This is a genomic window from Hydrogenispora ethanolica (assembly GCF_004340685.1).
In the GTDB taxonomy this organism is placed as follows: Bacteria; Bacillota; UBA4882; order UBA8346; family UBA8346; genus Hydrogenispora; species Hydrogenispora ethanolica.
On the sequence record NZ_SLUN01000002.1, the window covers coordinates 22,959 to 49,124 of the forward strand.

Consider the following 26,166-nt stretch of genomic DNA (forward strand, 5'->3'; position numbering starts at 1 on the left):
AAGCTGCCTCATCATGTCGAGGCAGCCTTCGGTATTCGCAGCTACTTTTCAATTCACGATTAGTAGTACGGCCAAGAATAGGGATAAACGGGTTGGTAGGGATAGGTTTGGTAAGGATAGGGCTGGTAGTAATATGGCCTAAAATAAGGATAAGGCCGATACCGCCGCGGATAGAACCTCCGCCGGTAACGTTGCTCCTGCTGCAGGTTCGACGAATCGATCCAGATAGTCTGCCCTACCTGTAAATTATACGGGCTGAGTCCGGGGTTGACAGCCATAATCTCTTCAACCGTCGTATCATGTTCATCAGCAATATCCCATAAAGTATCATCAGGCTGGATCACATATTGAACTAATTCCCGTTGTTCTGCTGACATCTCTTTCACCTCGTTTGTGGGCTTTTGGTATATCTTATGCTAAAAGCCGGACTTTGGATTTGGGACATTGACACAATTATCCGACTATCCGACAGCCGCAATTATTCTTTTGGGTGGAGCGTTACTCTCCGGAGAATTGCCAAATTCGACCGCTCCTGAAACGGGTGAAAACCGGCAAATTAAAAAACCGCGCCTTAAAATCCGGTGCGGTTTTTTTATGGGGCGTCCTTGCTGGATCCGAGGCTTCTGAGTAAGCGCTCCAACCCTTGAAATCTCTTTTAAAAGTCCGGCGAGGTCTCCTGAGCCTTGGGCGAGGTCTCCCGAGCCTTGGGCGAGGTCTCCCGAGCCTTGGGCGAGGTCTCCCGAGCCTTGGGCGAGGTCTCCCGAGCCTTGGGCGAGGTCTCCCGAGCCTCTCCCGAGCCTTGGGCGAGGTCTCCCGAGCCTTGGGCGAGGTCTCCCGAGCCTTGGGCGAGGTCTCCCGAGCCTTGGGCGAGGTCTCCCGAGCCTTGGGCGAGGTCTCCCGAGCCCGAGAAAGTCTTTGGCCGTTCCCGGTCAAGGACTCCTGCTTCGCGGCAAGGGTTCCCGGTTAACCGGTCACGGAGCGGCCGGCTTCAATCCCGCTCCGGCAAGGCATGGTCCGGCGCGGCTTGCCTCGTTCAGTGCGCGCCCGGCAGCCGGGACTCCCGGATGGCTTGAATAAAGGCGGCGGCCGTCGCGGTCACGCGGTCAAAGCGTCCCCGGGCAACGGCCTCCCGGTCGATCAACTCGCCGCCGACGCCCACCGCGGCCGCTCCGGCCCGGATGAACTCCCGGACATTGTCCAGCGACACCCCGCCGACGGGGACCAGCTTGACATGGCTCAAGGGGCCTTGCAGTTCCTTGAGGTATTGCGGCCCGGCCGAGCCGGCCGGAAAGATTTTAACGAAAGACGCCCCCAGCCGCCAGGCCTTTACGATCTCCGTGGCGGTGAAGACGCCGGGGACCACCGGAACCCCATGCAATTGGCCCAGCTGAACCACTGCCTCGTCCAAGTTGGGCGTCACCAGGAACCGGGCGCCGGCGGCGATCACCGTCCGGGCGGCCATGACATCCAGGACCGTGCCCGCGCCGATCGCCATCTGCCTGCCGATCGGGTGCGCGTTAAGCGACTCGATCATCTGTAATACGCCCGGTGTGTTGAAGGTAACCTCCATGGCGCGGATTCCGCCTTCATACAACGCCTCGGCGGTCCTGATTATCGTATCGGGCTGGCTACCCCGGATGATGGCGATGATTCCGGTCTCGTTTATCCAGTGGACCGGATCGAGATCTGCCATTGTCGATCACCTCCGCAAAAATTTCATTCCTCGCTACCGTTTCAAAAGCGAAACATCCCCGGCCCGGTAGGCATCGATCTGTTCCCGGGTGGCCCAGGTGAAGTCGCCGTAATAAGTATTTTTCAATGTCATCATGGCGTTGCCGAGCTCTACGCCGAGCGCCGGACCGGACTCCAGAAAACCGGTCAGGAATCCGGCGGTAAAGGCATCCCCCGCGCCCAGGCGGTCCACGGTTACCAGCCGTCCCTGATGCCCGGCGCCATACAGGCGGCCATCCGAAGCCGCGGCGATCCGCCACAACGATTCCTGATGGACCGGGTCATAGATCAGACAGACCGTGGCGACTCCCAACCGTTCCGCGATCCGCAGCGCCAGATCGTCCCCGGCGGGCTCCGTAAAACCCAGGACGTCGGCAGCGTCGCCGCCGGAGATGAACAGGATGTCCACATACGGAAAGTACTCCGCCAGCACCCGGCCGGCCGCGGCGGTATCCCAAAGTTTGCTGCGGTAATTGATGTCGAATGCCACCAGCTTGCCGAGGCGTTTGGCGGCGCGGACGGCATCCAGGGTCACCTGATGCGCCGCCGGACTCAAGGCAGGATTAATCCCGCTGGTCAAAAAGAGTTTCGTCTCCGCCAGAATCGCCGGCCAGTCAAAATCGGCCGGTGCCACATGGCAAAAGGCCGAATCCTTCCGGTCGTAGTAGGCCATGCCCGGCCGGGGCGGACTGCCGTTCTCAAAGAAGTAGATCCCCTGGCGGTACTCGTCGGACCAGCGGATCCAGTCGGTGGCCACTCCTTGTTCCCGGCACTTGTTGTAGACCAGTTTCCCCAAGGGATTGGCGGCCAGTTTGGAGACATAGGAGGTCGCCAGCCCCAGCCTTTGAGCGGCCACGGCCACATTCAGCTCGCTTCCGGCCAAAAAAAGATTGAGCGGCCCGCCCTGCTCGATTACTCCCGCGCCGGGGGGCGAGAGCCGGATCAATGTTTCACCAAAGCATACCAGGTCAACAGACATTGCTGAACTCCCTTCAAGGTATAAAGGTATATAAGGAACTACCAGTCCGCCACCGAGCCGTCCTGGCGATCCCAGACGCGCGGCGTCTCCCAGTCCCCGGGATAGCGGAGGGCGTTCACTTTCTCATCATCCAGCTCGATGCCCAGGCCCGGCTTTTCGGAGATGGCGATGCAGCCGTCCACCATCCGGAAGGGTTCTTTCAGATACCCCTCTCCCAAGGTCACCTGTTCCTGAATCAGGAAGTTGGGAATGCAGGCATCGAGCTGCAGCGCGGCAGCCAACGAAATGGGCCCGAGCGGATTGTGGGGCGCCACCGCCATGTAATAACACTCGGCCATGGCGGCGATCTTCTTGCCCTCCAGAATCCCGCCAGCATGGCAGAGGTCCGGTTGGACGATGGCCACCGCCTGCTTCTCCAGCACCTGCCGGAAGCCCCACTTAGTGAAGAGCCGCTCCCCGGTGGCGATGGGGATCGTCGTCGAACGAGCGATCTCCACCATGGTATCGACGTTCTCGGGCAGGCAGGGTTCTTCAATAAACAGCGGGTAATAGGGTTCCAGCGCCTGGATCAACCGTTTGGCCAAAGCCGGGGAGAAACGGCCGTGAAAATCGATGGCGATATCCACTTCCTTGCCCACCGCCTCGCGCAGCGATTTAAACATGTGAACGCAGTTTTCGATGAAAGCTTGCGGCTCCATGAAGCGGATCGGCGCGTCAAAACTGAACTTCAAGGTCGTGAAGCCTCCGGCCAGCTTCTGTCGGGCATTGGCCACCAGCTCCTCGGCGGTGGCGCCGCCCAGATGGCTATAGATCCGGAAGCGGTCCCGCACCGCGCCGCCCAACAGCTGATAGACCGGGACGCCCAGCGATTTGCCGAGGATGTCCCACATCGCCTGCTCGATGCCGGAGATGGCGCTGGTCAGGACCGGGCCGCCCCGGTAGAAGCCGCCACGGTACAAGGCCTGCCAGTGATGCTCGATCCGTCGCGGATCCTGGCCGATCAAATAATTTTCGAACGCTTTGATGGTCGCGGCGACCGCGTGGGTATGCCCTTCGACGATGGGTTCGCCGTAACCGATCAAACCGGTATCGGTATGCATCTTCAAAAACATCCAGCGGGGTTTGACCATCAACAGCTCTAATTGGGTGATCTTCATGCTGATTCCTCTTCTTTCCGTAATATTTGCGAAGCTTTCGATTTATTGTTTGACCGCTCCCGCCGTCAAGCTGCTCACCAGGTATTTCTGGAGAAACAGAAAGAGGATGGTCAAGGGAACGCTGGCCACCAGCGATACGGCCATGATGTCATTCCAAGCGATGCGGTACTGGCCGATCAATTGGCCGATCCCCACCGGCACGGTCTTCATATTTTCGGAGGTCGTCAGGATCATTGCGAACATATATTCATTCCAACCGACCAGGAAGGAATAGATCGCCGTGGCGGCCAGCCCCGGCAGGGTCAACGGCAATAGGATCTGGGCAAAGGTGCGGAACTTGCCGCAGCCGTCGATGCTGGCGGCCGCATCCAGTTCCTTGGGGATGCCCTGAAAGTAGCCCAGCATCATCCAGGAGCAGAACGGGATTGTGAACGAAACGTAAGCCAGGGTCAAGCCGGTATAGGTATTGATCAAACCCAGCGTGCGCATCACCTTGTAGTAGGGGATCAAGAGCATGATCGACGGAAACATCTGCGTGATCAACAGGAACGTCAGGAAAACGCCCTTGCCGCGAAACTGAAAACGCGAAACGCCGTACCCCGCCAGCGCCGAGAAAGCCAGGGAGATCAGGGTCGCCGAAGCGACTACCACCAAGCTGTTCCAAAAATAGCCGCCGAACGGATAGTCCACCCAGATGCGGGAGAATGCCTCCCAGGTAATCACTTTGGGTATCCAGACCGGAGGAATGGTAAACATCTCTACCATGGTCTTCAGCGAGGTCGATACCATCCACAGGACCGGGACAATCACCGTCAGCGCGGCGAGGGTCAGGACCGAATAGGTCAGGGCGTAATTGGGGTGGTTCCCGCGTTTAATCATCATCTTCACCTAACTTTCTGCGATAAACATAGCCGATGAGGAAGCAGACGAAAAATACCACCACCGCCAGCGCCGCCGCTTGGCCGAAACGGAAATACTCAAAGGCCGTCTTGAAGATATCGATGCTGACGACGCTGGTGGCATTGACCGGACCGCCCTGAGTCAGGATCCAGATGATGGTGAAGTGTTTGAACCACCAGACCGTGTCCAGGATCAGGGTCACCATGAGGACGCTGCGCAGACTGGGGAGGGTGATGAATCGAAAGATCTGCTGCCGGGAAGCGCCGTCGATCTGTCCGGCCTCGTACAATTCGTCGGGAATGGCTTGCAGACCGGCCAAAAGCAGGATCATCACCAGTGGGAAGCCTTTCCAGATAGCCGCAATCACCACCGAGATGAAGGCAGTCTCCTGATTGCCCAACCAGGAGACAGGCCCGGCGATCAAACCCAGATCCTGCAGGAACTGGTTGAAAAGCCCGTACATCGGATTGAGCATCCATTTCCATAAGAGGCCGACCACCACTTCGGGAAAGAGCCAGGGGACGATCAGAACGGCCCGGAAAAAAACCCGGCCGGGAAACTTCTGGTTTAAGAGCAAGGCCAAAATCATTCCGACGATGAAGTGTCCGGCGACGGTGAAAAAAGTGAACTTCAGCGTCAGCAGGATCTTGCCCAGGAATTCGGCATTGGTGAAGACCTCAAGATAATAGCGGAGGCCGACAAAATTCCAGCGAAATAAGAGATTGGTATCGAACAGGCTGATATAAAAGCCGTACAATAAGGGGTAAACCACCAGTGCTCCCAGCATCAGCGCGGCCGGCAGCGTGAACCAATATCCGCTCCATTGCGTTTTCGTCTTTGAACTATTCATGAAATATCCCCTTCAAGCATCGTTTCTGCGAATCCTGGCGCAGCGCAGATCCGCTGCGCCAGGACTTTGCTCGGCTTTCGACAACGTCGGAATGAGCGGCGTTCCAAGCATTAAACTCCGTCATTCCAGCGCTCTTTAGATAGAAGCGATGGCTAAAACTCAGTTGGCTGCCCGCTGAATGGCGGCCCGGGTCCGATCGGCCGCTTTCTTCAATGCGGCGTCCACATCGGAAGCATTGGTCAGGAGCGACTGATAGGCTTCGCCGGTGATATCAAATATTTCCGAATAAAAGGGAACGGTGGGAATGGTCTCGACATAATTCAGCGCTTTCACAAATCCGGCATAAACCGGTCCGGTGATCTGCCGTTTTTTCCCGGCTTCTATCCGGGTGGGCATCCGGCCGGTGACCGCGTTCCAAGTCAAGGCATTCTTGGTTTCTACCAGGAATTTCAGATACTTGGCCGCCGCTTGCTTGTTCTTGCTGGTTTTGGCGATGGAGAACCCATACAGTCCCAGGGTTGAGACGTGTTTCTTCTTCATCGGCAAGGGCACGCTGTATAATTTGCCTTTTAGTTTTGGATTCTGGGCCAGAATCGCTCCGATGGTATGCGGGCCGGTGATCATCATTCCCGTCTTTTCGCTGGCCATCAGGCTGATACCTTCGGCGTAGCTGACCTCGGTCGGGCCGGGGGGCACCACCCCTTGTTTGGTATAGAGTTCGGCGAAGAAGCGGAAGGCTTCCTTGGCCTCCGCCGAATCCAGCTCGGTAGCCCATTTGCCGTTGGCGTCCTTATAAAGCTCGCGGGCACCGAAGGTTCGCAGGATATGGATGAAACGGTTGGCGCCGGAACCATTGCGCGAGCCCATCATCGCAAAGCCCCAGCGGTCCACTTTGCCGTCGCCGTTGGTATCTTTGGTCATCTTCTTGGCAGCTTTGAGAAAATCATCCCAGGTCTCCAGGGAAGTCAGCTTCTCTTGCTTGAACCAGTCGCCCCGGTAAAGCAGGCCCATCGGCGTGGTGAACCAGGGGACGAATTGCAGTTTGTTGTTCACGCTCGCCTGCTCGACATTGCTCGGATAGAAGCCGGCGATGTATTTCTTGCCCAGCAGTCCGGTGAGGTCTTCGGTGATGCCCATGTCATAAGCGGTAGAGATGAATTCCGGGGTGTTGGTGAAAATATCCGGCAGTTCGCCCCCAATGGCCAGGCTGGTTATTTTGGTATAGACGTCGTTCATGGGAACGCCCATGAATTCGATCTTGATGTCCGGATTTTTCTTCATAAACTCGGCAGCAATAGCCCGTTCCGCTTCGCCTTCCGGTTTCTCCACATAAGTGGTGGACATGACCTTCAGAGTTACCGCGGGTTTGGCAAAGACGGTTCCCGCCATGATTCCGCAGCAGGCCAAAATTGCAAAGACGATTCGCAAACTTTTTTTCATTTTTTCCTCCCATTTTTGTTTCATTTCTTTAAATTTTCCGACCTATTTAGCCTTTGAGCTCCCCCCCTTCATGAAAATCGATGGTTTAGAAGCCATGTGATAAAGTCTTTTGAATCGGAAATTAGCTTACAAAAAGGTATAAAACGACTTTATCACTTGCTTCTCTGAGCTTTTGTGTTCACCCTGGCCTTCGGACAGGGTTTATCACAACGCTTTTAGACCGCAACCCGTTTGCAATGCAAATCAGGATACTTCCTCTTCTGTCGGCAATTTAAACTTGCCGGTAGCCCATGGCTTTTGATATCTGCTCGGCTGTCGCTTTGACCTTAGGGCCTAGATCAGTTAGCAATCGGTCAATGCTTACCCGGAATCCCGGTCCCGATATGCTTAGAGCGCCGCAAAGTTTTCCGGCGCTGTTGTGAATGGGCGCTCCGACGCAACGGATCTGTTCCTCATTCTCCATATTATCGATGGAGAAGCCCCGCTCCACGGTTTTGCGCATCTCGATAGCCAATTTTTCCGGATCGGTAATGGTTGTTTCGGTCATCCTCTCAAGCTCGCCTCCTAATACTGCAGCTTGGACATCTGGCTCTGCAAAAGCCAGCAACGCCTTGCCCAAACCGGTACTATACAGCCGATTCCGACCTCCAATCTGAGTAAACGGCCGGACCGGCAACGGGCTGTCCACTCGCTCGATATACGAGACCTCCAGCCCGTCTAAAACTCCAAGGAATACGGTTTCTTGGGTCTCCTTGGATAAAACCACCATATGGTCATACGCGATCTGACGCAGTTCATTGGAATTATCGAAAACATGGTAAAGTTCCACGATTTTCAGACCCAATTTATAACGATTTTTGTCATCCTTCTGAATCAAGCCGTACTCTTCCAATGACTGTAAATAGCGATAGGTCGTTGCAGGATCAAACCCTGCCGCCTCGGCGATCTCTTTCAAATTCAAACCATATCGCCCGGAATCCCGACAATGGTCAGAAATAATTTGCAAGGCTCTTAACGCTTTCTGGACCGTACCCGAAGTATTCGCTTTAGAAGAATGAGCCATTTCAAATCCCTTTCATTTCATTATTTGAAATCTAATTTTTATATATGAAATATTCTCCGTATCGATGTAAATTCCTTTTTAAAAATTTATTTTCTTTTCAAACCGTTGCTAATCATAAGCACAATTTATTTCAAAAATAAAAAAACCAGCATTATGCTGGATTTCTTACATTCATCGAAGGTATGTAGTTCCCTGAGACTCATTCCTCTTTCCCCAAGCGTCTCTCAAATGGAGAAGAGCCCGCAATAGAATGCCGCCTTATCTTCTTGTCCACCCACCCTCCGGGCTTGGATTTATGAAACGACAATTTTGCGACGAAGCCATAGGAGGAAATGCCGGATTTTCTCTTCCGGCATTTCCTCCCGGGGGGTGTCGCCTAACCTTCTTAATGATTCGCGGTAGCCGGTAACGCTCCGCTCGCCATGGTGAATCATTTGAAATATCAAGCCGGCACCCGGATCCGTTGGCCAACATACAAGCGATCGGGATTGAGTCCGGGATTTAGCTGCAATATCGTCGCCACCGAGGTGTTAAACCGCCGTGCAATGCTGTAAAGGGAATCTCCGCCTTGGATGGTATAGATTCTTACTCCGGTGGGACCCACTCCGCCGCCTCTTCTGCCGGGAATGCAAAGAACCGTGCCAGGCCGCAAGAAACGGAAATTAATATTGGGATTGGCTTGCTGAATCCGATTGGCGGAAACGTTAAACTCCCTGGCCAGACGAAACAAGGTATCGCCTCTTCTCACGGTGTAAAGCGTACCGCCAGGACAGGACCGAATCCGGACCGGAATTCGCAATTGCGTCGGAAGAACGTTTCTTTGATCAATCTCCGGATTGACCTCAAGGATCTCCTCGACCGAGGTGCCATAATCCTCGGCCAGACTCTCCAGAGTATCCGCTGCTTCGAGTATTAAATCCTGTTCTATATAAATTTCATCCGCCGCTTCATTGATGAACTCATTCTCCATAAAGCTCCACCTCTCTACGAATTTTGACAGGAAAAACAGGTGGTCTTGCTGTTTCTGTCAATTCATAGTATGTGATTCCGGTCCTATTGTTCCTTTAACCCAGGCGCCGGGACGGATTCTTTTAATTTATGCAATGCGGAGTGGAGAAAGCTCTCCATCACAAGCGACGTGACACCGGATCCGAACACTCCGCTTGAATTACCGTGCCCCGCTCACCGTGCGCCTCGATCCGTCCATAGGGAGCGATAAAACAGCGAACAACGATAGTACAACTAAAATACCTGTTACGACTCTTTTCAATTGAACCCCCTCCATCGTGAATTGATTCCGTTTATCGGCAAGTCGAAATTGCCCATTTCATGCCTTCTTTAGTCAATGTTACGGATGAACCACCTCCATAAAACTGCTAGATAGATTACCAAAATCACTACAATGGCGATGGCCGCGACAATTATCATAATTGTGATCATGAATATGATTCCGTTCGAAGTATTCTACTCAAGCTTTTCTTTAGGACATCTATGTTTAGGTTCCAATGAATATACGAAGGAGGTTACCTTTTAGATCAGAATAAATAAAAAAGAGTGGTTCTCGCCACTCTCCCAATGTACTCGTGTTACCCGGAATAAAAATCCACGGAAGCAACCCCGGTTTTTTAGACCGGTTGCAGTCTTGTCCCCTTTTCCTTTTCCAGGTTACCGCCCAATCACCGCGTCGCGGGTCGCCGAAGGAATCCGGCGGATGATCCGGCCCTTTTCCAAATCGATAAAGAATATGTTTTTCCCGCCGGCGAGGATCAACTGGTCACCCGATGATGCATGATAAAAGTAAGGTGTCGCCGGTTTACCAAGGCCCAACCAGTTCAGTCGCAGATTCAGTTCAACCCGCTCGGACTCCGTATTCAGTAACCGCCATTGATGGGCGCCCGCAATGATTACGTATTTTTCATTGGGGGTACCAAAAAGGCGACAGTTTCTTCCGGCCAAGGCACAACTAATTCTCCGGACGACCCGCATTTTTACAGTATCGACTACTGCGACATCCTGCGTGAAACGGTTGTAAAGGTACAATTTTTGCTTTGGCGTAACCATCACCATCTCGCCGCCCCGGACCATCATCCCCGGTGTCGCCAGCAACGCTCCCAGCAGCGCCGTTCCGCCGTCCCTAGCGGCATACATACTTGACGCATAGCCCAGCAACTTCCAGGCGGCCATGTACCCTCGTCCCAGGGGCATTGACTCTCCACGCTGATAATCGTGATCATTAAGCTTCAGCTCGGTCAAACTGCCCCGGATGGTTGGATGGTAAAGCAATGCGGAATGGGATTCTGGCAGAGGAATCACTTGTTCGATGCGCCGCTCGAACGCTAACTGGGCCAACGGACGGGCGCTGCCGTTCTCAAAAACCGCTACATTTTTGAGGCCGGCGATATAAAGTACTTGATTTACCGGATCGACCGCGATTTGGCGGGGAATAAAAGCCACCGGATATTCCGCGGCGATGCCCGAATCATCCAATGCCACCACCTTGCCCCGGTCTTGCTCTGCCGTGATCGCATAGAGCCGGTCATCGATGCGGAGATAATCCGCGCTTAAGTCGCCCAACCGGATGACGGCTTTCACCCGGACTGTATCCAGGTCAATGTAACTGATCCCGGCGGGTACCGCGGTCTCCCGATACGATAGTCCTTTCGGGGCCGAGTGCGCCAAGTATTGGTTGTAACCGCGGCTGGTTGCCAGAAGAGTCCGGTTGTCTTGCGCAAAATAGAGTGCTGCCGGATTCTTCGCAATCGCGATGGTTTGGATGGCCTGTAATGAATCGGGGTTATAAACGCAAAGATTGGAGGAGTTCGGCTCCTTTCCCAAGGTGGCGACGACCAACCGGTCTTCGGCCGGATTCAGTGCGAGGCATACGGCAGGGGAATCCAGCTCGATTTGCTGATATTCCAAATTCTCCAGATCGACTTTTACCAGGACAGCTTGGCCGGCACAGTCTTTGGTCCTGGTTATCGCCCAAAAACAGCTGCGATCTTTATTCATCGTCCAAGCGGTTAAAAGCGTGGCAAATTGCAATTCTTTTTGGTAAGCGGCTTGATCCGGACGTAACATAGCCAAAGACCAGCGATTCTTCCCGCTGCAGAAAAAAAGCTTCTCGCCCTGGCGATTGGTAATAACGGCTCGCGGCGCTTCATCCAGCGCCAAAGACCTCAGTTTCCGCCCGTGCGTGTCAATCACTTCCGCCTGCTTATTCTGGCCCAATAGAAAAATCCGCTCCCCGGAATGGGCCAAAATCTGGCCACATCCCCAGCACGCCAGTATAACAGCGGCCCAAAACAGGATGATGATTCGTTTCTTCATGAACAAGTCTCCTTTCGCTTCAGCGACCGTCCGGCCGATACTTATCCGGTGGTTTTCACTGTTGATGTATTTAATTAAACTATCAGTTTACTTTTAATATACTCTGATTTGATATACTATTCAAGCATAATTTTGCACTAATGGTTTACTTTTTTTAACGGGCTGTTCCTTTCCACATGCCCCAAATAAAAAAAAGACCGCCGGAGATCTTCCGGACAGTCTTTAAACCCAGCAATTGTTTTACTTCGTAAAAGCTATGATTCCACCACGACGCCTTTCTTCAGAATGATATTGGCATAGAGCGCCGCTTCACCGGTGGCCACAATGGCATAGGCTTGTTTGGCCCGCTCGTAGAAAGCGAAGCGCTCGATAAATTCCGGTTCAGCGGCCTTCGGATCATAGCGCTCCACAATGCGGCGGTACTCCTCCCAGATGACCGGCTGGACCGTATCGCCGGGCACCACCGCCATCAGCCCGACGGGAGCGGGCACGTACGGGTCGAGCGGGAAAAGCTTCAAGATGGCGTCCAGCAACTCGGGAACGCCGTGCCCGTCGGCGCGCACCAGCCGCCGGGCGCAACTGGCCGCCGGAAAATTACCGTCGCCGATGACCAGCTCGTCGCCATGGCCCATCTCCATCAGGATCTTTAATAATTCCGGCGAAATGATTTTGGGTATCCCTTTCAACATGCGTTTCATCCTCCCTATCCGTTATTTTATCAACCGGCAATCACGCCGTCCTCATCCCAGAGATCCTGCCAGTCCTTGGCTCCCTCCCACAGGAAAACCTGGCCTTTAATCAAACGGCAATTCCGGTCGATCGCCGCGATCTCCCTCATTTCTTCCTCTGTCAGCCGATCGCCTACCGTACATTGGAGGTTCACCAGATACTCCTGGCGGTGAATGGAGAAGGGGATTGGCACTTGACCGCGTTGAGCCGCCCATTTGACACAGACCACCGCCGGATGAACCCCCAAGCGTTGGGCGATCTTAACGATAACCGGATCCTGAATGTCCACGGTGTCGGTCTCGGTCTTATCCCGATCGGGGCGGGTCGGTGAACCGATCGGGCAGAAGCCGATCGGCACGATTCCGTTATCGACCACAAACTTGAAGAACTCCGGCTGTTGGAAATGGGGATGCAGCTCCATCTCATTGCAGGCCGGCTTGATCCGGGCATCCCGCAGCAACAACTTCAGCTTCGGGATGGTCATATTGGAGGTGCCGATATGCCGCACCAGACCCAGGTCGACCAGCCGTTCCATCTGGCGCCAGGTTTCCATGAACTCCTCATGAATGTAAGGCCGGGCGTGGGGATCGCGCGAATCGACACTCACCCCGGGCGCATGGTAATTCGGGAAAGGCCAATGGACCAGATACAGGTCCAGATATTCCAGCTTCAGGTCTTTCAATGTCCTGGCGCAAGAGAGCAGGACATCGCCTTCGCCATGCATGTCATTCCAGACTTTGGATGTGATCCACAGCTCTTCCCTGGGGATCCCCGCTTGCATCGCATCCCGCAAGGCCGGGCCGATCAGCTGCTCGTTGCCGTATACGGCGGCGCAGTCAATGTGGCGGTAGCCGACGGCGATCGCGCCCCGGACCGCCGCCGCAATCTGCTCCCCACTGAAACGGTCCGATCCGAAAGTACCCAATCCGACTGCCGGAATCTGAGCACCGGTGTACAAAGTCCGTTTGGGGACCTGCCGCGGATCGACTCCGTCCGGGGCGATGAATGAATGATCATTTGAGTTTGGCATGATGAACCTCCTCCTATTGGTTCCGTTTTTGGTTAACCCTTTGGCACCTCGTTCAATAACTGCGAACCCGCTCAAAACGGATCTGCCCGTACAATTGCTCCACCAGTTCCAAAGAGACCATCCCGGTCTGGAAGAATTGGGTATTGGCCATCCCGGCCGCCATCCCCAGCTTGATGGTTTCGACGAGTCCCTGCTGGCGGGCTATGCCGACCGCGCAACCGGCGATGAACGAATCGCCCGACCCCACGCTGTTGACCACTTCCAGCGCGGGTCCGTAAAAGTGATAAACCCCATCGGCCAAACCGGCCATGCAACCGTTCTTGCCCAGCGTGATGCAGGGCAGCTCAATGCCTTGGGCCCGGAATTTCACAATCGCCCCGGCTTGCGCCTCGACGGTCGTCAACTCCATTCCCAGCAGCTTCTCCGCCTCTTCCTGATTCGGCTTGATCAGGTACGGCGCTCCCTCCATGCCGCGCGCCAAAGCCTCACCGCTGCTATCCAGAAGAAACCGGATCTTTTGAACGTGAGCGACCCCGATCAGGGTGCGGTAAAAGTCGGCCGGCACTCCCTGCGGCAGACTCCCCGAAGCGGTCACCACCGCGCAATTAACCAGCAGCCGCCGGTAAGCCGCGATGAAACGGTCGCACTCCTTGGCTCGGATCTGCGGTCCCGGCTCCAGGACCTCGGTGGAGACGCTGTTGCGGTCGGTGATGTTGATACAGATCCGCGATTCGCCCCGGATCGGAACGAACGCCGTCGCGATGCCGCTCTCCCGCACTTGCTCGGCGATGAACCGGCCATTGCCGCCGCCGATGAAACCGCCGGCCGCCACCGGCTCGCCCAGAAGATGGGCAACCCGGGCCACGTTCAACCCTTTGCCGCCGGCTGTCGCCGTCATGGCACGGGGCCGGAAGACCCCGCCGATGGCGAAATCATCGACCGCGTAGACCTTGTCGATGGCCGGATTTAAGGTGATGGCTAAAATCGGCTTGTTCATCGGAGCTCATCCGCCAATCCGCTGGCGCCGCAGAGCCGGATCTTCTCGCGAACGACCCGTTTAACGGCTTCCTTGGCCGCCCCCAAGTAGTTCCGGGGGTCGTTCTCGCGGGGATTTTGGGCGAAGCTCGCTTGAATGGCCTGGGCCATCGGGATCTTCAGTTCGGTGGCGATGTTGACCTTGGCGATTCCCCGCCGGATCGCTTGGCGGACGCTCTCATCGGGGACTCCGGAAGCGCCGTGCAGCACCAACGGAATATCCACCAGGGAACGGATCGCCGTCAACCGTTCAAAATCGATCCGGGGCTCGCCGTGGTACTCGCCATGGGCGGTGCCGATGGCGATCGCCAAGGTGTTAATGCCGGTGGCGGCGGCGAAGTCCCGGGCTTCCTCGGGCACGGTGAAGGTGGCTTCCCGTTCCGCCACGGTCACCTGATCCTCGGTGCCGCCGATCCTGCCCAATTCGGCCTCCACCGCCACCCCGGCCGCCTTGGCGATCTCCACCACCCGCTGAACCAGCGCCACGTTCTCCGGGTAGGGATAGTGGGAACCGTCGATCATTACCGACGTATAGCCATATTGGATGCACTGGACGATCGTTCCGAAAGAGCCGCAATGATCGACGTGCAAGGCGACGGGAATCCGGTGTAGCTCGGCCGCAACCTTCGCGATCGCCGCAATATAGGGAATTCCGGCATGCTTCAGCGTCCCGGGAGTGGTTTGAAGCATCACCGGCGCCCGCTCCGCCGCGGCGGCTTCCACCACCGCTTGAACCGTCTCCAGATTATGAACGTTAAATGCGGCAACCGCCGCTCCTTTGCGCCGGGCCGCCTCGATCATCGCCAGCGGATTGACTAACGCCATCGCCGTCTACCCCCTTAATAATATTTTCCCGGAGACTTTGCCCGGGATAGCCAAATCCTTAAACGCCTCTCCGATCTCCGCCAGGGGAACGATCCGGTCAATCAACTCCCTATGGCGCAGCTTGCCCTCTTGAAAATAGACGCCGGCCAGTTCCCATTCGCGTCCCGGGAAGGGCGCCGAATACGACATCCAGGAACCCCGGACCGTCAGTTCCTTGCGGTTGATATGCTCGAACTCCCGGGGCGCCAGGCTGATGGACTTCGACGGCGTGCCGATGAACATCACCGCGCCTTTGTTCCCGGCCAGTTCCAGACTGAGCTTCTCGGTGAATTCGACCCCGCCGGTCTCGATGACCATCGGAAAACCCCGGCCATGGGTCGCTTCCCGGGCCGCCTCCCGAAACTCGGCGGCGCCGGTATGGATGCAAACGTCGGCGCCGTATTCCTTGGCCAATTCCAACCGGCGTTCCTCGATATCGAACGCGAAAATCCGCCGGGCGCCCAGGATCCGGGCGCATTGCAACGCCAACAGGCCGATGGTTCCCGCCCCGATCACCGCGACATCGGCGCCGCCCCGGAAGTCCATCACGAACAATCCGTGCAGGGCCACGGTAGTCGGTTCAAACAGCGCTCCTTGTTCATAGCTGACTCCCTCCGGCAGCTTCACCGCGTTACGGGCCGGTAGTTTGACATACTCGGCCCAGCTGCCGGGGATCCGGGAACCGATAAAAGTATAGTTTTTGCATTGCGAATAGTTCCCGTTCCAGCAATCGTCACAATGAAAACAGGGAACCAGCGGCGCCCCGGCGATCCGGTCGCCCACCGCCACTCCGGTGACCTGCCCGCCGGTCTCCACCACTTCGCCGGAGAACTCATGCCCCAGAATAATCGGGTAAAAATGAGCGCCGGTCCCCAGCACCCGTGGCAGATCCGAGCCGCAGACCCCGGTGGCCCGCATCCTGACCAATAGCTCGCCAGCCCCGGGCCGGGGCGTCTCCACCTCGGTGTATTGAATATCCCGCTGTCCGTAAAGAACGGCCGCTTTCATGAACTTGCCCCCTCACTCACGTTTTGTTCTTTCATGAGGTCGGCCGTTGACCTGACGATAGCGTCCAAACGGTCATAACAACCGACCAGCTGGTGATACAGCTCGCGATAAAGCTGATAAAACTCTTGATATACGGCGTGTCGCGCCGGATCCGGAGTATAGGTCCGCTGTACCCGCACGGTTCGCCCTACCGCCGTTTCAAAATCGGGGTACACTCCGGTTCCCACCCCGGCCAGCAAGGCCGCGCCCAAGGTGGTGGCATGGTCGGAGAAAGGCACCCGGATCACCTTGCCGGTGATGTCGGCTTTGATCTGGGTCCAGACGGCGCTGTTAGCCGAACCGCCGACGCTGACCAATTGTTCGACCGTGGCCTGGGCTTCCCGGGCGGTCTCCAGGTTATGCAGCAGGGAATAACCCACCCCTTCCATGACGGCGCGGATCAGGTGAGCCCGGGTCTTGTCATAGGAAAGGCCGAAAAATACGCCCCGCGCCTTGCTATTCCAAAGCGGCGAGCGTTCGCCGGCCATATACGGCAGAAAGAGCAGGCCGTCCGCTCCCGGCGGTACCGTCGCCGCCGCTTCGCTCATCCATTCGAAGGAACTCCGCCCCAACTGCCGGCCGAGCTCCTGCTCAAAACCGCCCAACTGCTCGTTGAACCAGCGCAGCGCGCCCCCGCCGCCCACCGTGCCGCCCTGCAGCAACCATTGGCCGGGTAACACATGATAGCCCAGGATCAGGCGGGGATGAACCAGGGGACGCTCCAGCTGAATGCTCATTCCGCCGGCCTGCCCGCCTTGCTCCTGGGTCTGACCGGGCCGGATCACGCCTGCCCCCAGCGTGCAGCACGCCGCATCCAAACCTCCGGCCACCACCGGAATTCCCGGGATCAGGCCGGTCTCCTCCGCCGCGCTGCGGGTCACCGTGCCAATCACCTCGTGACAATGAACCAGCGGCGCCAACACCTCCAGCGAGATGCCCATTTTTTCCGCCAGTTCCTCACTCCAATCGCCCTTGGCAATTTCAAAAAAATGGAAGCCGTAGCCTTGCGAATAATCCTGGGAATACGCTCCGGTCAGCTTGAAACCGATATAGGCGTTGCTCTGCAGGAACCGGCGGGTTTGGCGGTAGATCTGCGGTTCCCGCTCCTTGAGCCAGAGGATTTTGGGAGTGATATAGGCCGGGTCCACCGGATTGCCGCTGACGGCGCTCAATTCGGCGGCGCCAAATTGCTCCCGCAACCAGGCGGCCTGGGCCTCGGCGCGCCGGTCCAGCCAGAGCAGGGCCGGACGCAATGGTTTGCCGGACGCATCCACCGGCAGACAGGCCCAACTGGTGCCGTCGATTCCGATGGCCGCGATCGCCCGGGGATCCACCGGCGCCCCGGTCATCAAGCCCCGCAGCTCCCGGCGGACTACGGTCCACCACTGTTCCGCATCCTGTTCCACCCAGCCGGGCGCCGGATGGGCGGTGGGATAGGTCCCGGCCGCTCCGGCGAGGACCCGCCCGTCAAAATCAAAGACCGTCAGCTTGCAGCCGGAAGTTCCGATATCGATCCCCAACAGCAAACGCTTTTCCATGGCTGGCTCCTTTCGAAAGGTTTTTCTTAAGTAAATGACAGGATAGCGAAACGTTTCGTTTTTTCTGTCAAATGATTAGTCGCTGAATTGCCGGACCGACTCTTTCAAGAGCAGATCGGACTTCAACCGGTACATGGCAGGAAAGCCCGCCAGATCCTCTCTGAGCCGTTTCAACAGAAGCTGCGCCGCGATCTCGCCGATCTGCGCCATCGGTTGGACCACCACCGAGAGCGCGGGTTTGACGACCCTGGCCAATTCCAGATTGTCGAAACCGATAAAGGACAGTTCCTCCGGAAGCTTCAGATTCCGTTCGTTCATGGCGATGACCGCTCCCAGGGTCATTTCGTAATTGGTGACAAAGACGGCCGTGGGCGGGTTTTCCCCCGCCAGCAGCTGGTTGAAACGATCGTAGCCGCTCTGCACATCATAGTCGCCGTATTGAATCAGTTCTTCCTTCACTTCCAGATTGTAATCCTCATGGACCCGGAGATAGCCCTTCAAACGTTCTTGCGCGGTATAAATGCTCTTCGGTCCGACGACGATCCCGATCCGCTTGTGACCCAGCACGATGAGCTGCTCCACCGCCTGATACGAAGCGTTGAGGTTGTCGACCAGCACCACGTCGCAGTCAGCTCCCTTGATCAAGCGGTCGATCAGCACCACGGGGACCCCTTTGGCTACGGCCTCGTTAATCCGGGCCGCAGTGCTGAATAAAGGCATCAGCACGATCCCGTCCACCATTTTGGTGATCAAAAACTCGAACTTCTCCGTTTCGAGCCCGGCATCTTCCTTAAAATCGCAAATGATCGTGGAATAGCCCTCTTGCAACAGGATATTTTCGATATTCGAAATAATGCTGGTGCAAAAGATATTTTCGAGGTTGGGGATTAAAATCCCCACCGTCTGAGTATGGCTGGTCTTTAAGCCGCGCGCCATCTGATTCACTTTGAAATCGAGCTTGACAATGGCCTCCTCGATCAGCTTCTTGTTGTTTTCCAGCACATTTCCGCCGTTCAAATACTTTGAGATCGTAGCGATCGAAAGCCCGGTGGCCCGGGCGACATCTTTAATGGTCGCAGCTACTTGAATCACCCTCCGGAGCGAAACGTTTCGTTCTAATGTGATTGTACTGCACCGCCGCAGAAATTGCAACCGTTATCCCAAACATCCGGAACTCAAACCCATTGAAAAGCCATGTGATAAAGTCTCGAACCGGAAAGCAGGTTGCAAAAGGTTTACCAACGACTTTATCACTTGCTTCTCAGAGCCTTTGTCCATCCTGCCGTTAACCCGGTTAAACGGAACCGTTTATCCACAAAAATAGATCGCTTATCCACAAAAAGAGCTTGCTGAGTGACTGAGCGAGCTTGCTCATTCACAAAACAAGCTCGCTTATCCACAAAAAGAGCTTGCTGAGCGACTGAGCAAGCTCTCTCATTCACAAAACAAGCTCTCTTATCCACAAAAAGAGCTTGCTGAGCGACTGAGCGAGCTCTCTTATCCACAAAAAGAGCTTACCCGACGACTGAAAGAGCTCGTTTATCCACAAAACGATCTCCTTGAGCCGTTCCAACGGATTCCTTGTCCCCAAAACCGGTTACTTGCCGCTATTTCCCGCCGGATACAAAAGCTGTTGAATCTTGGGTTCATAAAAATTGTCCATGGTTACCACCGCAACGCCGGTATCGATCCGCTTGGGGACCTTTTTGCCATTCAACGCTTCGATGCAGGTTTTGACCGCCAGATACCCCATGTTATAGGGATTTTGGACAATCAACGCTTGGATGGTGCCGTTCTGCAGCATCTCGATCTCCATCGGCGACGCGTCGAACGCCACTAATTTCACCTTGCCGCTCAAGCCGCGCGCCTTGACGGCCTGCGCGGCTCCCATGGCGCCCGGCTCATTGGCGGCGAAAATACCGTCCAGATCGGGATTGGCCGTCAAAATATTTTCGGCAACGGCCATTCCCTTGGCCACGTCGCTTTCGGAATATTGCACCGCCACCAACCGGATCCCGGGGTATCTGGCGATCGCCGCATTGAACCCCTTCTCCCGCAAAATGGAGGTGGAAGCACCCGAGATCAGCGGAATACAGGCAATCTTGCCTTTCTGTCCGATCAGCCTCGCCAACGCTTCCCCGGCCTCAAAGGCCCCTTTATAATTATCGGTGGCGATCAGGCACAACGTCGGATCGGGGTCCAGGCCCGAGTCAAACGAGACGACCGGGATCTTGGCGTTCAGGGCTTTCTTCACCGGCGCGTATAAAGCCTTGACATCGGTGGCCGCCAAAGCGATGGCATCCACCCGCTTGTTCACAAAATCCTCCATGATCGCCAACTGCCCCGCGATATCCGTCTCCACGGTCGGCCCTTTCCAAATCACGCTCGCGCCGTATTCTTTTCCGGCGGTCATGGCTCCGGCGCGGACATTCCCCCAAAAGGAATTATCCAAGGTTTTGGGGCAGACCAATATCGTCGGGATCTTTTTGGCGGCCGAGAAGGTTACGGTGCAGGAAAATAATACTCCGGCCAAGAGCAACGGTAGCAGGCAGCGTTTTTTTCCGTTCAACCGGCACCCCCCTTTGAGCAAGAATTAGCTCCTTCGTTTTCTATTTTCTGTGCGGCTGGCTTAAAAAGAGCTGTGATTCACAGCGATTACTTGAAGCAAGTGATAAAGTCGTTTTTTAACCTTTTGTGCTTCGAAAGACTTATCCCATGCTTTTAAAAGGTCGGATTTTTGCTGTTGGGACGGCGTTGACGGTACTGGTCCCAAAAGACCGCGCCGATGATCACTACGCCGACCAGCACTTGCTGCCAGAATGCCGAGATGTTCAACAGATTGGAGCCATTCCGCAACAAGCCCATAATCAAACCGCCGATGATGGCTCCCAGGACGGTTCCCACGCCTCCCCGCAACGAAACCCCGCCCATCACGCAGGCGGCGATCACATCGAGCTCGTAGCCGGAGCCGGCGGTGGGTTGGCCGGTATTCAAGCGGGAAGAAAGGACGACTCCGGCAAAACCGGCCAATAATCCGGAGAGCGTGTAATAGCCCATCAAGTAATTGTCGACCTGAATCCCGGATAGGCGGGTCGCCTCCATATTGCTGCCAATGGCGTAACTGAGCCGGCCAAAGCGGGTATAGCGCAACACCAGATAGCCGATGAAGGCGACGATCGCCATTAAAAAGATGGGGACCGGCAATCTGCCGAAAATGGTTCCCATCCCCCACCAGCTGAACGATTTGGGAAAACCGAAGATGACCCCGCCGTCGCTAATGACCAGGGCCAAGCCCCGGGCCACTCCCATCATTCCCAGCGTGGCGATGAACGGCGGCAGCTTCCCTTTGCTGATCAAGAAACCATTGACAAATCCGCAGGACGCGCTGGCTAGAACGCCGGCCAGGATACACAGCGGTTCCGGAACCCCTTTCACCAGCAAGACCGAACTGATCACGCCTCCCAAGGCCAGGACCGAGCCGACCGAAAAATCGATTCCCGAAGCGATGAGGACGATCATTTCGCCGATGACCATAATTCCGATGACCGCCATCTGCACCCCGATGGCCAGCAGGTTGTCGACTGTTAAGAAATAGGGCGACAGTACGGTCAAAATGCTTCCCATCGCCAATAAGATCAAAAATGGCGCCAACTGCTTCAGATTTTGCCAAACCGAAAATGGAGCGGAGCGACTGGGTTCTTCTTTGACTGCCAACGTAAGCACACTCCTTGGGCTTCAAAGCCGGTCTCTCATGGTTATCCATGACTCGAATGAACAACCACTCTGCCCATATTATACTATCCGCGGTATGCGCCATAAAGAAAGTTTTTCATTCCAGGCCGTAATTCTTGGAAAATTGAGGGAATCGGTTCGAACCGATATACGCTGAATTGAGGCCTGCCCTATCGGATAAGACTCCTGAGCAGACCTCAACTTCAGACAATGGGGGGTTCTTACTTATTGCCCAACGCTTTTTGCGCTTCGTCCGTCTTGATGTTTTGGGTGGTTACACCGAAAACTCCCGTATCGATGAACGCTTTGATCTTCTTGCCTTTCATCTTATCCCAAGCCGCCTTGACGCCGAGATAACCCATGTTGTAGGGGCTTTGCACCATGATTCCCTGGAGCACGCCTTTTTCGACATATTGTTGCAGGATCGGAGCGCCGTCAAAACCGATGGCCACCAGTTTGCCGGCTTTTCCGGATTCGTCGATCGCCTTGGCGACGCCGATGGCGGTCGGCTCATTGGCGGCGAAAACCGCTTTCAAGTCGGGGTTGGATGCCAAAACGTCGGTCATCTGGTTCAGGGCTTTGGCCGAATCGGATTCGGAATAGTACGGCCCGACGATGGTCATCTTGGTCCTGGCTTTGATCTCATCGGTAAATCCTTTGGCCCGGTCGACGCAGCTGCCGGCGCCGGCGACATAGAGCATCAGGGCGACTTTTCCGGTGGTTCCGGCGCGTTTGATCAATTCCTGAGCGGCTTTTTTGCCGGCGGCCACGTTATTGGTGGTCAAGAAGGAATCGCATCGGGTGTCGAGCGCGGAATCGATGCCGATGAGCGCAATCTTCTGCGCCTTGGCCCGCTCGGCCACTTTGACCAGACCCTTCGGATCGCAGGGCGCGAGGACAATCCCTTTCACCTGGCGGTTGATGGCGTTTTCCACCATGGAGACCTGGCCGTTAATGTCGGTTTCGGCGGCCGGCCCGTCATAGGTGATCTTGATGCCCAATTCTTTAGCAGCGGCTTGCGCCCCTTTATTCACCACCTGCCAATAGGATGAGCTATTGGTCTTCACAATCACGGCGATGTCTTCCGCAGCGGCTAAAACGCCGCCGGCCACCAGGGTCAGCGCGAAAAGGAGCGCCATCACGATAATGAAACTCTTGCCTTTCAACATGATTTCTTCCTCCCAAATTTTGATTTTCGGTTTATGGCATTTTAGGCTTTCTTGTTCCGCAGTTGGTCAATGTAGACCGCGAGGATGATCACACCTCCTATCGTAATTTGTTGGATGAACGAGGAGACTCCCATCATATTCAGCCCATTGCGCAGCACGCCGATGATGAAGGCGCCGATCATGGTCCCGGTGATGGTACCGGTCCCGCCGTTCAGACTGGTGCCGCCGATGACAGCCGAGGCAATGGCATCCAACTCATAGGAGACACCGGCCGTGGCTTGCGCGGTCGAGAGGCGCGAAGCGAGCACGATGCCGGCCACCGCCGATAAGAGGCCGGAGATAGCATACAGCATGTATTTGGTGCGATTGATGTTCAGGCCCGACAGGCGGGCCGCTTCTTCATTGGAACCGATGGCGTAGGCATAGCGTCCCAGCCGGGTTTGGCGCAATATGAAACCGAAGATCAGGGCCACCACGATCATCAGCAACACCGGCACGGGGATCTGGGTCCCCGGGATTCTCCCGCCCAACAGATCAAAGAGCGGTTCCGAAACCGAGATCGGTGCGGCGTTGGTGATATATAACGCCGCGCCGCGGGCGATCATCATGGTCCCCAGCGTGGCGATGAAGGGCGGCAGTTTGAGCCGGGTGATCACGAACCCGTTAAATAAGCCGCACAATAAACCGACGATCAGCCCGAACAGTATCGCCAGCGGCGAGGGGTAGCCCGCGTTCATGGCCAATCCCGTTACCACGCTGGCCAGGGCCAAGACCGATCCGATTCCCAGATCGATGCCGGCGGTGATAATGACGAAAGTGACTCCGATGCCGATGAAAGCGATGATGCTGGTCTGCAAGGCGATAGTGACCCAGTTGTTTACCGTTCGAAACGGCGGGCAGATCAGCGAAAAGATGATCAGCATCAGGATGAGCGCGGCGAATGCGGCGAACTTCTCCACGACGCTCTGATTTAAGGCGATTTTTTGCGAGTTGGTTTTGGTAACGATAGTCGAACTCATGCTCCCATACCTTCTTTGTTTTGATTTTCCAGACCGGTCGCCAGATTCAAAATCCGCTCCTGGCAGGCTTCGGAGCGATTCAGCTGGCCGGTGATCCTGCCTTCATGCAAAACGATGATCCGGTCGCTCATCCCCAGAATCTCCGGCAGTTCCGAGGAGATCATGATGATCCCCACCCCCTGGGCGGCCAAAGCGTTGATCAACTCATAGACTTCATATTTGGCTCCGACATCGATCCCGCGGGTCGGTTCGTCGAAGATAATCACTTTGGAGTTGCGGCAGAGCCATTTGGCGATGACGATCTTCTGCTGATTGCCGCCGCTGAGATTGACCGCCAGCTGGGTGAGGCTGGGCGTCTTGATATGCAGGTCGTTGACGAACTTGGCGGCGATCTCCTGCTCTTTCTGCCGGGACAAAACGCCGCAGGCATTGGAGACCAAGGGGACATTGGCCAGCGTGATATTCTCGTCCACCTGCAATTTCAGGGCCAGGCCATCCCGCTTGCGGTCCTCGGAAAGATAAGCGATGCCTTCCTTGATGGCCGCGACGGGGTTGGTGACGGAAAGCTCTCTCCCTTCGAGCAGGATCTGGCCGCCATCTTTGGGATCGGCGCCAAAGATCGCCCGGGCCAATTCGGTCCGGCCGGCGCCCATCAGGCCCGCGATCCCCAACACTTCGCCTTTGCGCAGTTGAAACGAGATATTTTTCAAGATGCCCTTGCGGGTTATATTTTTGACTTCAAAAATGGTCTCCCCGATCTCGAGCTGCCGTTGCGGGAATTTGTCATGCAGCGGGCGGCCGACCATTTTGGCGATGATCTCGTCCAGGGTTAACTGCCCGTACTCCCAAGTCCCGATAAAATGTCCATCCCGCAACACGCTGATCCGGTCGACGATCTGTTGCAACTCCTCCAGGCGGTGCGAGATATAAAAGATGCCGACGCCCTCTTGTTTCAACCGGTGAATGGTCTGGAAGAGTTCGGCGATCTCCGCCTCGCTCAACGCGGAAGTCGGTTCATCCATGATCAGCACCTCGGACTTTACCGACAGCGCTTTGGCGATCTCCACCATCTGTTGCTTGGATACGCCCAGCTCACTCACGATGGTCGTCGGTTTAATATCCAGATGCAGCTGCTCCAGGATGGCGGCGGCCATGCGGTTCAAGCGCCGTTCGTCCAGCACCCGCCCGTAGAGCAGCGGTTCCCGGCCGAGAAAGATATTTTGGGCCACCGTCAAATGGGGCGCCAGGTTCAGTTCCTGATGAATGATGCAGATGCCCCGGTTTTGAGCGTCATTGGGCCCGCCCAGGGTAACGGGGGACCCTTTATACAACAAGGACCCTTTATCGGGCTGGTAGATCCCGCTCAAGATCTTCATCAGGGTCGATTTGCCGGCTCCATTCTCGCCGACGATCGCATGCACCTCGCCGCGACAGAGGTCCATGTTCACATTGTCCAAGGCAATGACCCCGGGAAAGGTCTTGCGGATATTCTCCATTTTTAAAAGCAATTCACTCATAACGATCGCTATCTCCCTTACCATCAATTGTTTGGCGCAGGTAACCCGGGTCTCGTGTCTTACAGCCTAAAAAAACCGGAGATTCTCTCAAGCTCCCCGCCAAACCATGCCGCTGGTGCTTTATCGCCGGTGTTTTTCAACCTCCTCGCCGCAATTTGAAAATAAAAAAACGCCAACCAGCTAATTGAGACAATTAGCCAATTGGCGTTCTTCGCCGCTTTCTACTCACCCGCCGTGAGTGAGAGAAATTCATTGTAACTGATTTGACATCTCTATATTACTCAGTTGTTACAAAAAAATCAAGAGAAGTTTAAAAAAACAGGAAATCTATTTTCCCTTCCCGGCAAAGACAAGGAGAACTGCTTTTTCGGATCTCCTAATCCGTTCCCCGTAAAGGCTACGGTGGAAGATGCGTCGTCCCGGATACCGTGACAGAAACCCACGCCGGCTCATGACAACAGCTGATTGGCAGCGATAACCTCCCTGGCCAGCTGGGCCAGTTTCACATTCCGGGCGTTGCTGAGTTTTTGGAGCTTCTTCATGGCCTCGGCCTCGGTCAAGTGTTGCTTTTCCATCAGGATCCCCTTGGCGCGTTCGATCAGCTTCCGCTCCTCCAACTGCTCCCGGAGCCGGCTGGACTCTTCGCGGGCCTCGCAATACGCGGCATGATTCCGCAACGCGACCTCAATGGCGGGGGCCAGATTCTGCTTGGTCACCGGCTTGATCAAGTAACTGAACACGCCGGCGGCGGCGGCTTCCCGGATCAGGTTCTCATCCGAATAGCCGCTGACAATGACCACCGGGATCAGCCACTTTTCTTTGATAATCTCCGCGGCTTGAATCCCGTTTACTCTGGGCATGCTGATATCCATCACCACCAGGTCCGGCCGCAGGGCCTCGCAGAGTTCGACTGCCTCGCCGCCGTCGGTGGCATCCCCCACCACCTGATAGCCGAGTTCTTTCAGTTGGGCGATGATACTCAAGGCGACCAGCGTTTCATCCTCGGCGACCACAATCCGTAAGTCCTTCATGATCTCAC

Annotated in this window: 23 protein-coding genes; all 23 read right to left on the reverse strand. The window is 55.8% G+C overall.

From position 1 onward, the window contains the following. Window positions 1–59: 59 nt before the first annotated feature. A complete protein-coding gene (locus EDC14_RS01700; protein ID WP_132012458.1) occupies window positions 60–377 on the reverse strand; it encodes a LysM peptidoglycan-binding domain-containing protein in 318 nt (105 codons plus the stop codon). 656 nt (window positions 378–1,033) lie between these two features. Continuing rightward, window positions 1,034–1,693 (reverse strand): bifunctional 4-hydroxy-2-oxoglutarate aldolase/2-dehydro-3-deoxy-phosphogluconate aldolase, encoded by a 660-nt coding sequence (locus EDC14_RS01705; RefSeq protein WP_132012459.1) that lies wholly within the window; start codon window positions 1,691–1,693, stop codon window positions 1,034–1,036. Window positions 1,694–1,726: 33 nt separating this feature from the next. Further along, on the reverse strand, window positions 1,727–2,710 hold the full coding sequence (locus tag EDC14_RS01710) for a sugar kinase (protein ID WP_132012460.1): 984 nt from the start codon (window positions 2,708–2,710) through the stop codon (window positions 1,727–1,729). A 38-nt stretch (window positions 2,711–2,748) separates the two neighbouring features. Further along, entirely contained in the window at window positions 2,749–3,867 is a 1,119-nt protein-coding gene (gene dgoD / locus EDC14_RS01715; RefSeq protein WP_132012461.1) for a galactonate dehydratase, read from the reverse strand. Between the two features lie 42 nt (window positions 3,868–3,909). Further along, on the reverse strand, window positions 3,910–4,746 hold the full coding sequence (locus EDC14_RS01720; RefSeq protein WP_243662763.1) for a carbohydrate ABC transporter permease: 837 nt from the start codon (window positions 4,744–4,746) through the stop codon (window positions 3,910–3,912). Next, window positions 4,739–5,617 carry a carbohydrate ABC transporter permease gene (locus EDC14_RS01725; RefSeq protein ID WP_132012463.1) on the reverse strand — a complete coding sequence of 293 codons (879 nt, stop codon included), beginning with the start codon at window positions 5,615–5,617 and terminating at the stop codon, window positions 4,739–4,741. Before EDC14_RS01725 ends, EDC14_RS01720 begins: the two co-directional genes overlap by 8 nt. Window positions 5,618–5,776: 159 nt before the next feature. Beyond that, a complete protein-coding gene (locus tag EDC14_RS01730; RefSeq protein ID WP_165907718.1) occupies window positions 5,777–7,057 on the reverse strand; it encodes an ABC transporter substrate-binding protein in 1,281 nt (426 codons plus the stop codon). Between the two features lie 271 nt (window positions 7,058–7,328). Further along, window positions 7,329–8,120: an IclR family transcriptional regulator gene (locus EDC14_RS01735; protein WP_132012465.1), complete on the reverse strand. Its 792-nt coding sequence runs from the start codon at window positions 8,118–8,120 to the stop codon at window positions 7,329–7,331. A gap of 442 nt (window positions 8,121–8,562) precedes the next feature. Beyond that, window positions 8,563–9,090 carry a LysM peptidoglycan-binding domain-containing protein gene (locus EDC14_RS01740; RefSeq protein WP_132012466.1) on the reverse strand — a complete coding sequence of 176 codons (528 nt, stop codon included), beginning with the start codon at window positions 9,088–9,090 and terminating at the stop codon, window positions 8,563–8,565. A gap of 695 nt (window positions 9,091–9,785) precedes the next feature. Continuing rightward, entirely contained in the window at window positions 9,786–11,447 is a 1,662-nt protein-coding gene (locus EDC14_RS01745; protein ID WP_132012467.1) for a YncE family protein, read from the reverse strand. A 254-nt stretch (window positions 11,448–11,701) separates the two neighbouring features. Continuing rightward, on the reverse strand, window positions 11,702–12,136 hold the full coding sequence (fucU, locus tag EDC14_RS01750) for an L-fucose mutarotase (RefSeq protein WP_132012468.1): 435 nt from the start codon (window positions 12,134–12,136) through the stop codon (window positions 11,702–11,704). A gap of 29 nt (window positions 12,137–12,165) precedes the next feature. Further along, a complete protein-coding gene (locus EDC14_RS01755) occupies window positions 12,166–13,206 on the reverse strand; it encodes an aldo/keto reductase (RefSeq protein ID WP_207930692.1) in 1,041 nt (346 codons plus the stop codon). A 52-nt stretch (window positions 13,207–13,258) separates the two neighbouring features. Beyond that, window positions 13,259–14,203 carry a 1-phosphofructokinase family hexose kinase gene (locus EDC14_RS01760; RefSeq protein ID WP_132012469.1) on the reverse strand — a complete coding sequence of 315 codons (945 nt, stop codon included), beginning with the start codon at window positions 14,201–14,203 and terminating at the stop codon, window positions 13,259–13,261. After that, complete coding sequence (locus EDC14_RS01765; protein WP_132012470.1) at window positions 14,200–15,066, reverse strand: class II fructose-bisphosphate aldolase; 867 nt, start codon at window positions 15,064–15,066, stop codon at window positions 14,200–14,202. The genes EDC14_RS01760 and EDC14_RS01765 overlap by 4 nt, the downstream gene beginning before the upstream one ends. A 6-nt stretch (window positions 15,067–15,072) precedes the next feature. Next, window positions 15,073–16,113 carry a galactitol-1-phosphate 5-dehydrogenase gene (locus tag EDC14_RS01770; RefSeq protein WP_132012471.1) on the reverse strand — a complete coding sequence of 347 codons (1,041 nt, stop codon included), beginning with the start codon at window positions 16,111–16,113 and terminating at the stop codon, window positions 15,073–15,075. Further along, window positions 16,110–17,690: a xylulokinase gene (locus tag EDC14_RS01775; protein ID WP_132012472.1), complete on the reverse strand. Its 1,581-nt coding sequence runs from the start codon at window positions 17,688–17,690 to the stop codon at window positions 16,110–16,112. Before EDC14_RS01775 ends, EDC14_RS01770 begins: the two co-directional genes overlap by 4 nt. Window positions 17,691–17,765: 75 nt before the next feature. After that, window positions 17,766–18,782 carry a LacI family DNA-binding transcriptional regulator gene (locus EDC14_RS01780; protein WP_207930693.1) on the reverse strand — a complete coding sequence of 339 codons (1,017 nt, stop codon included), beginning with the start codon at window positions 18,780–18,782 and terminating at the stop codon, window positions 17,766–17,768. A 505-nt stretch (window positions 18,783–19,287) separates the two neighbouring features. Then, complete coding sequence (locus EDC14_RS01785; protein ID WP_165907719.1) at window positions 19,288–20,259, reverse strand: ABC transporter substrate-binding protein; 972 nt, start codon at window positions 20,257–20,259, stop codon at window positions 19,288–19,290. A gap of 152 nt (window positions 20,260–20,411) precedes the next feature. Further along, the gene (locus EDC14_RS01790; RefSeq protein WP_243662764.1) at window positions 20,412–21,404 is read right to left on the reverse strand and encodes an ABC transporter permease; all 993 of its coding nucleotides are present in this window, start codon (window positions 21,402–21,404) and stop codon (window positions 20,412–20,414) included. 239 nt (window positions 21,405–21,643) lie between these two features. Next, on the reverse strand, window positions 21,644–22,591 hold the full coding sequence (locus EDC14_RS01795; protein WP_132012474.1) for an ABC transporter substrate-binding protein: 948 nt from the start codon (window positions 22,589–22,591) through the stop codon (window positions 21,644–21,646). 41 nt (window positions 22,592–22,632) lie between these two features. After that, complete coding sequence (locus EDC14_RS01800) at window positions 22,633–23,610, reverse strand: ABC transporter permease (protein WP_132012475.1); 978 nt, start codon at window positions 23,608–23,610, stop codon at window positions 22,633–22,635. Beyond that, window positions 23,607–25,127 (reverse strand): sugar ABC transporter ATP-binding protein, encoded by a 1,521-nt coding sequence (locus EDC14_RS01805; RefSeq protein WP_132012476.1) that lies wholly within the window; start codon window positions 25,125–25,127, stop codon window positions 23,607–23,609. The genes EDC14_RS01800 and EDC14_RS01805 overlap by 4 nt, the downstream gene beginning before the upstream one ends. 449 nt (window positions 25,128–25,576) lie before the next feature. Further along, window positions 25,577–26,158: an ANTAR domain-containing response regulator gene (locus EDC14_RS01810; protein ID WP_132012477.1), complete on the reverse strand. Its 582-nt coding sequence runs from the start codon at window positions 26,156–26,158 to the stop codon at window positions 25,577–25,579. Window positions 26,159–26,166: the final 8 nt, after the last annotated feature.

What these genes read in the sequence shown, in the direction of transcription:
- EDC14_RS01810 (WP_132012477.1), bottom strand. Translation starts at nt 26,158, where the DNA reads ATGAAGGACTTACGGATTGTGGTCGCCGAGGATGAAACGCTGGTCGCC.
- EDC14_RS01770 (WP_132012471.1), bottom strand. Translation starts at nt 16,113, where the DNA reads ATGAAAGCGGCCGTTCTTTACGGACAGCGGGATATTCAATACACCGAG.
- EDC14_RS01800 (WP_132012475.1), bottom strand. Translation starts at nt 23,610, where the DNA reads ATGAGTTCGACTATCGTTACCAAAACCAACTCGCAAAAAATCGCCTTA.
- EDC14_RS01700 (WP_132012458.1), bottom strand. Translation starts at nt 377, where the DNA reads ATGTCAGCAGAACAACGGGAATTAGTTCAATATGTGATCCAGCCTGAT.
- EDC14_RS01730 (WP_165907718.1), bottom strand. Translation starts at nt 7,057, where the DNA reads ATGAAAAAAAGTTTGCGAATCGTCTTTGCAATTTTGGCCTGCTGCGGA.
- EDC14_RS01745 (WP_132012467.1), bottom strand. Translation starts at nt 11,447, where the DNA reads ATGAAGAAACGAATCATCATCCTGTTTTGGGCCGCTGTTATACTGGCG.
- EDC14_RS01795 (WP_132012474.1), bottom strand. Translation starts at nt 22,591, where the DNA reads ATGTTGAAAGGCAAGAGTTTCATTATCGTGATGGCGCTCCTTTTCGCG.
- EDC14_RS01710 (WP_132012460.1), bottom strand. Translation starts at nt 2,710, where the DNA reads ATGTCTGTTGACCTGGTATGCTTTGGTGAAACATTGATCCGGCTCTCG.
- EDC14_RS01760 (WP_132012469.1), bottom strand. Translation starts at nt 14,203, where the DNA reads ATGAACAAGCCGATTTTAGCCATCACCTTAAATCCGGCCATCGACAAG.
- dgoD (WP_132012461.1), bottom strand. Translation starts at nt 3,867, where the DNA reads ATGAAGATCACCCAATTAGAGCTGTTGATGGTCAAACCCCGCTGGATG.
- EDC14_RS01735 (WP_132012465.1), bottom strand. Translation starts at nt 8,120, where the DNA reads ATGGCTCATTCTTCTAAAGCGAATACTTCGGGTACGGTCCAGAAAGCG.
- EDC14_RS01755 (WP_207930692.1), bottom strand. Translation starts at nt 13,206, where the DNA reads ATGCCAAACTCAAATGATCATTCATTCATCGCCCCGGACGGAGTCGAT.
- EDC14_RS01705 (WP_132012459.1), bottom strand. Translation starts at nt 1,693, where the DNA reads ATGGCAGATCTCGATCCGGTCCACTGGATAAACGAGACCGGAATCATC.
- EDC14_RS01775 (WP_132012472.1), bottom strand. Translation starts at nt 17,690, where the DNA reads ATGGAAAAGCGTTTGCTGTTGGGGATCGATATCGGAACTTCCGGCTGC.
- EDC14_RS01725 (WP_132012463.1), bottom strand. Translation starts at nt 5,617, where the DNA reads ATGAATAGTTCAAAGACGAAAACGCAATGGAGCGGATATTGGTTCACG.
- EDC14_RS01740 (WP_132012466.1), bottom strand. Translation starts at nt 9,090, where the DNA reads ATGGAGAATGAGTTCATCAATGAAGCGGCGGATGAAATTTATATAGAA.
- EDC14_RS01805 (WP_132012476.1), bottom strand. Translation starts at nt 25,127, where the DNA reads ATGAGTGAATTGCTTTTAAAAATGGAGAATATCCGCAAGACCTTTCCC.
- EDC14_RS01765 (WP_132012470.1), bottom strand. Translation starts at nt 15,066, where the DNA reads ATGGCGTTAGTCAATCCGCTGGCGATGATCGAGGCGGCCCGGCGCAAA.
- EDC14_RS01720 (WP_243662763.1), bottom strand. Translation starts at nt 4,746, where the DNA reads ATGATTAAACGCGGGAACCACCCCAATTACGCCCTGACCTATTCGGTC.
- fucU (WP_132012468.1), bottom strand. Translation starts at nt 12,136, where the DNA reads ATGTTGAAAGGGATACCCAAAATCATTTCGCCGGAATTATTAAAGATC.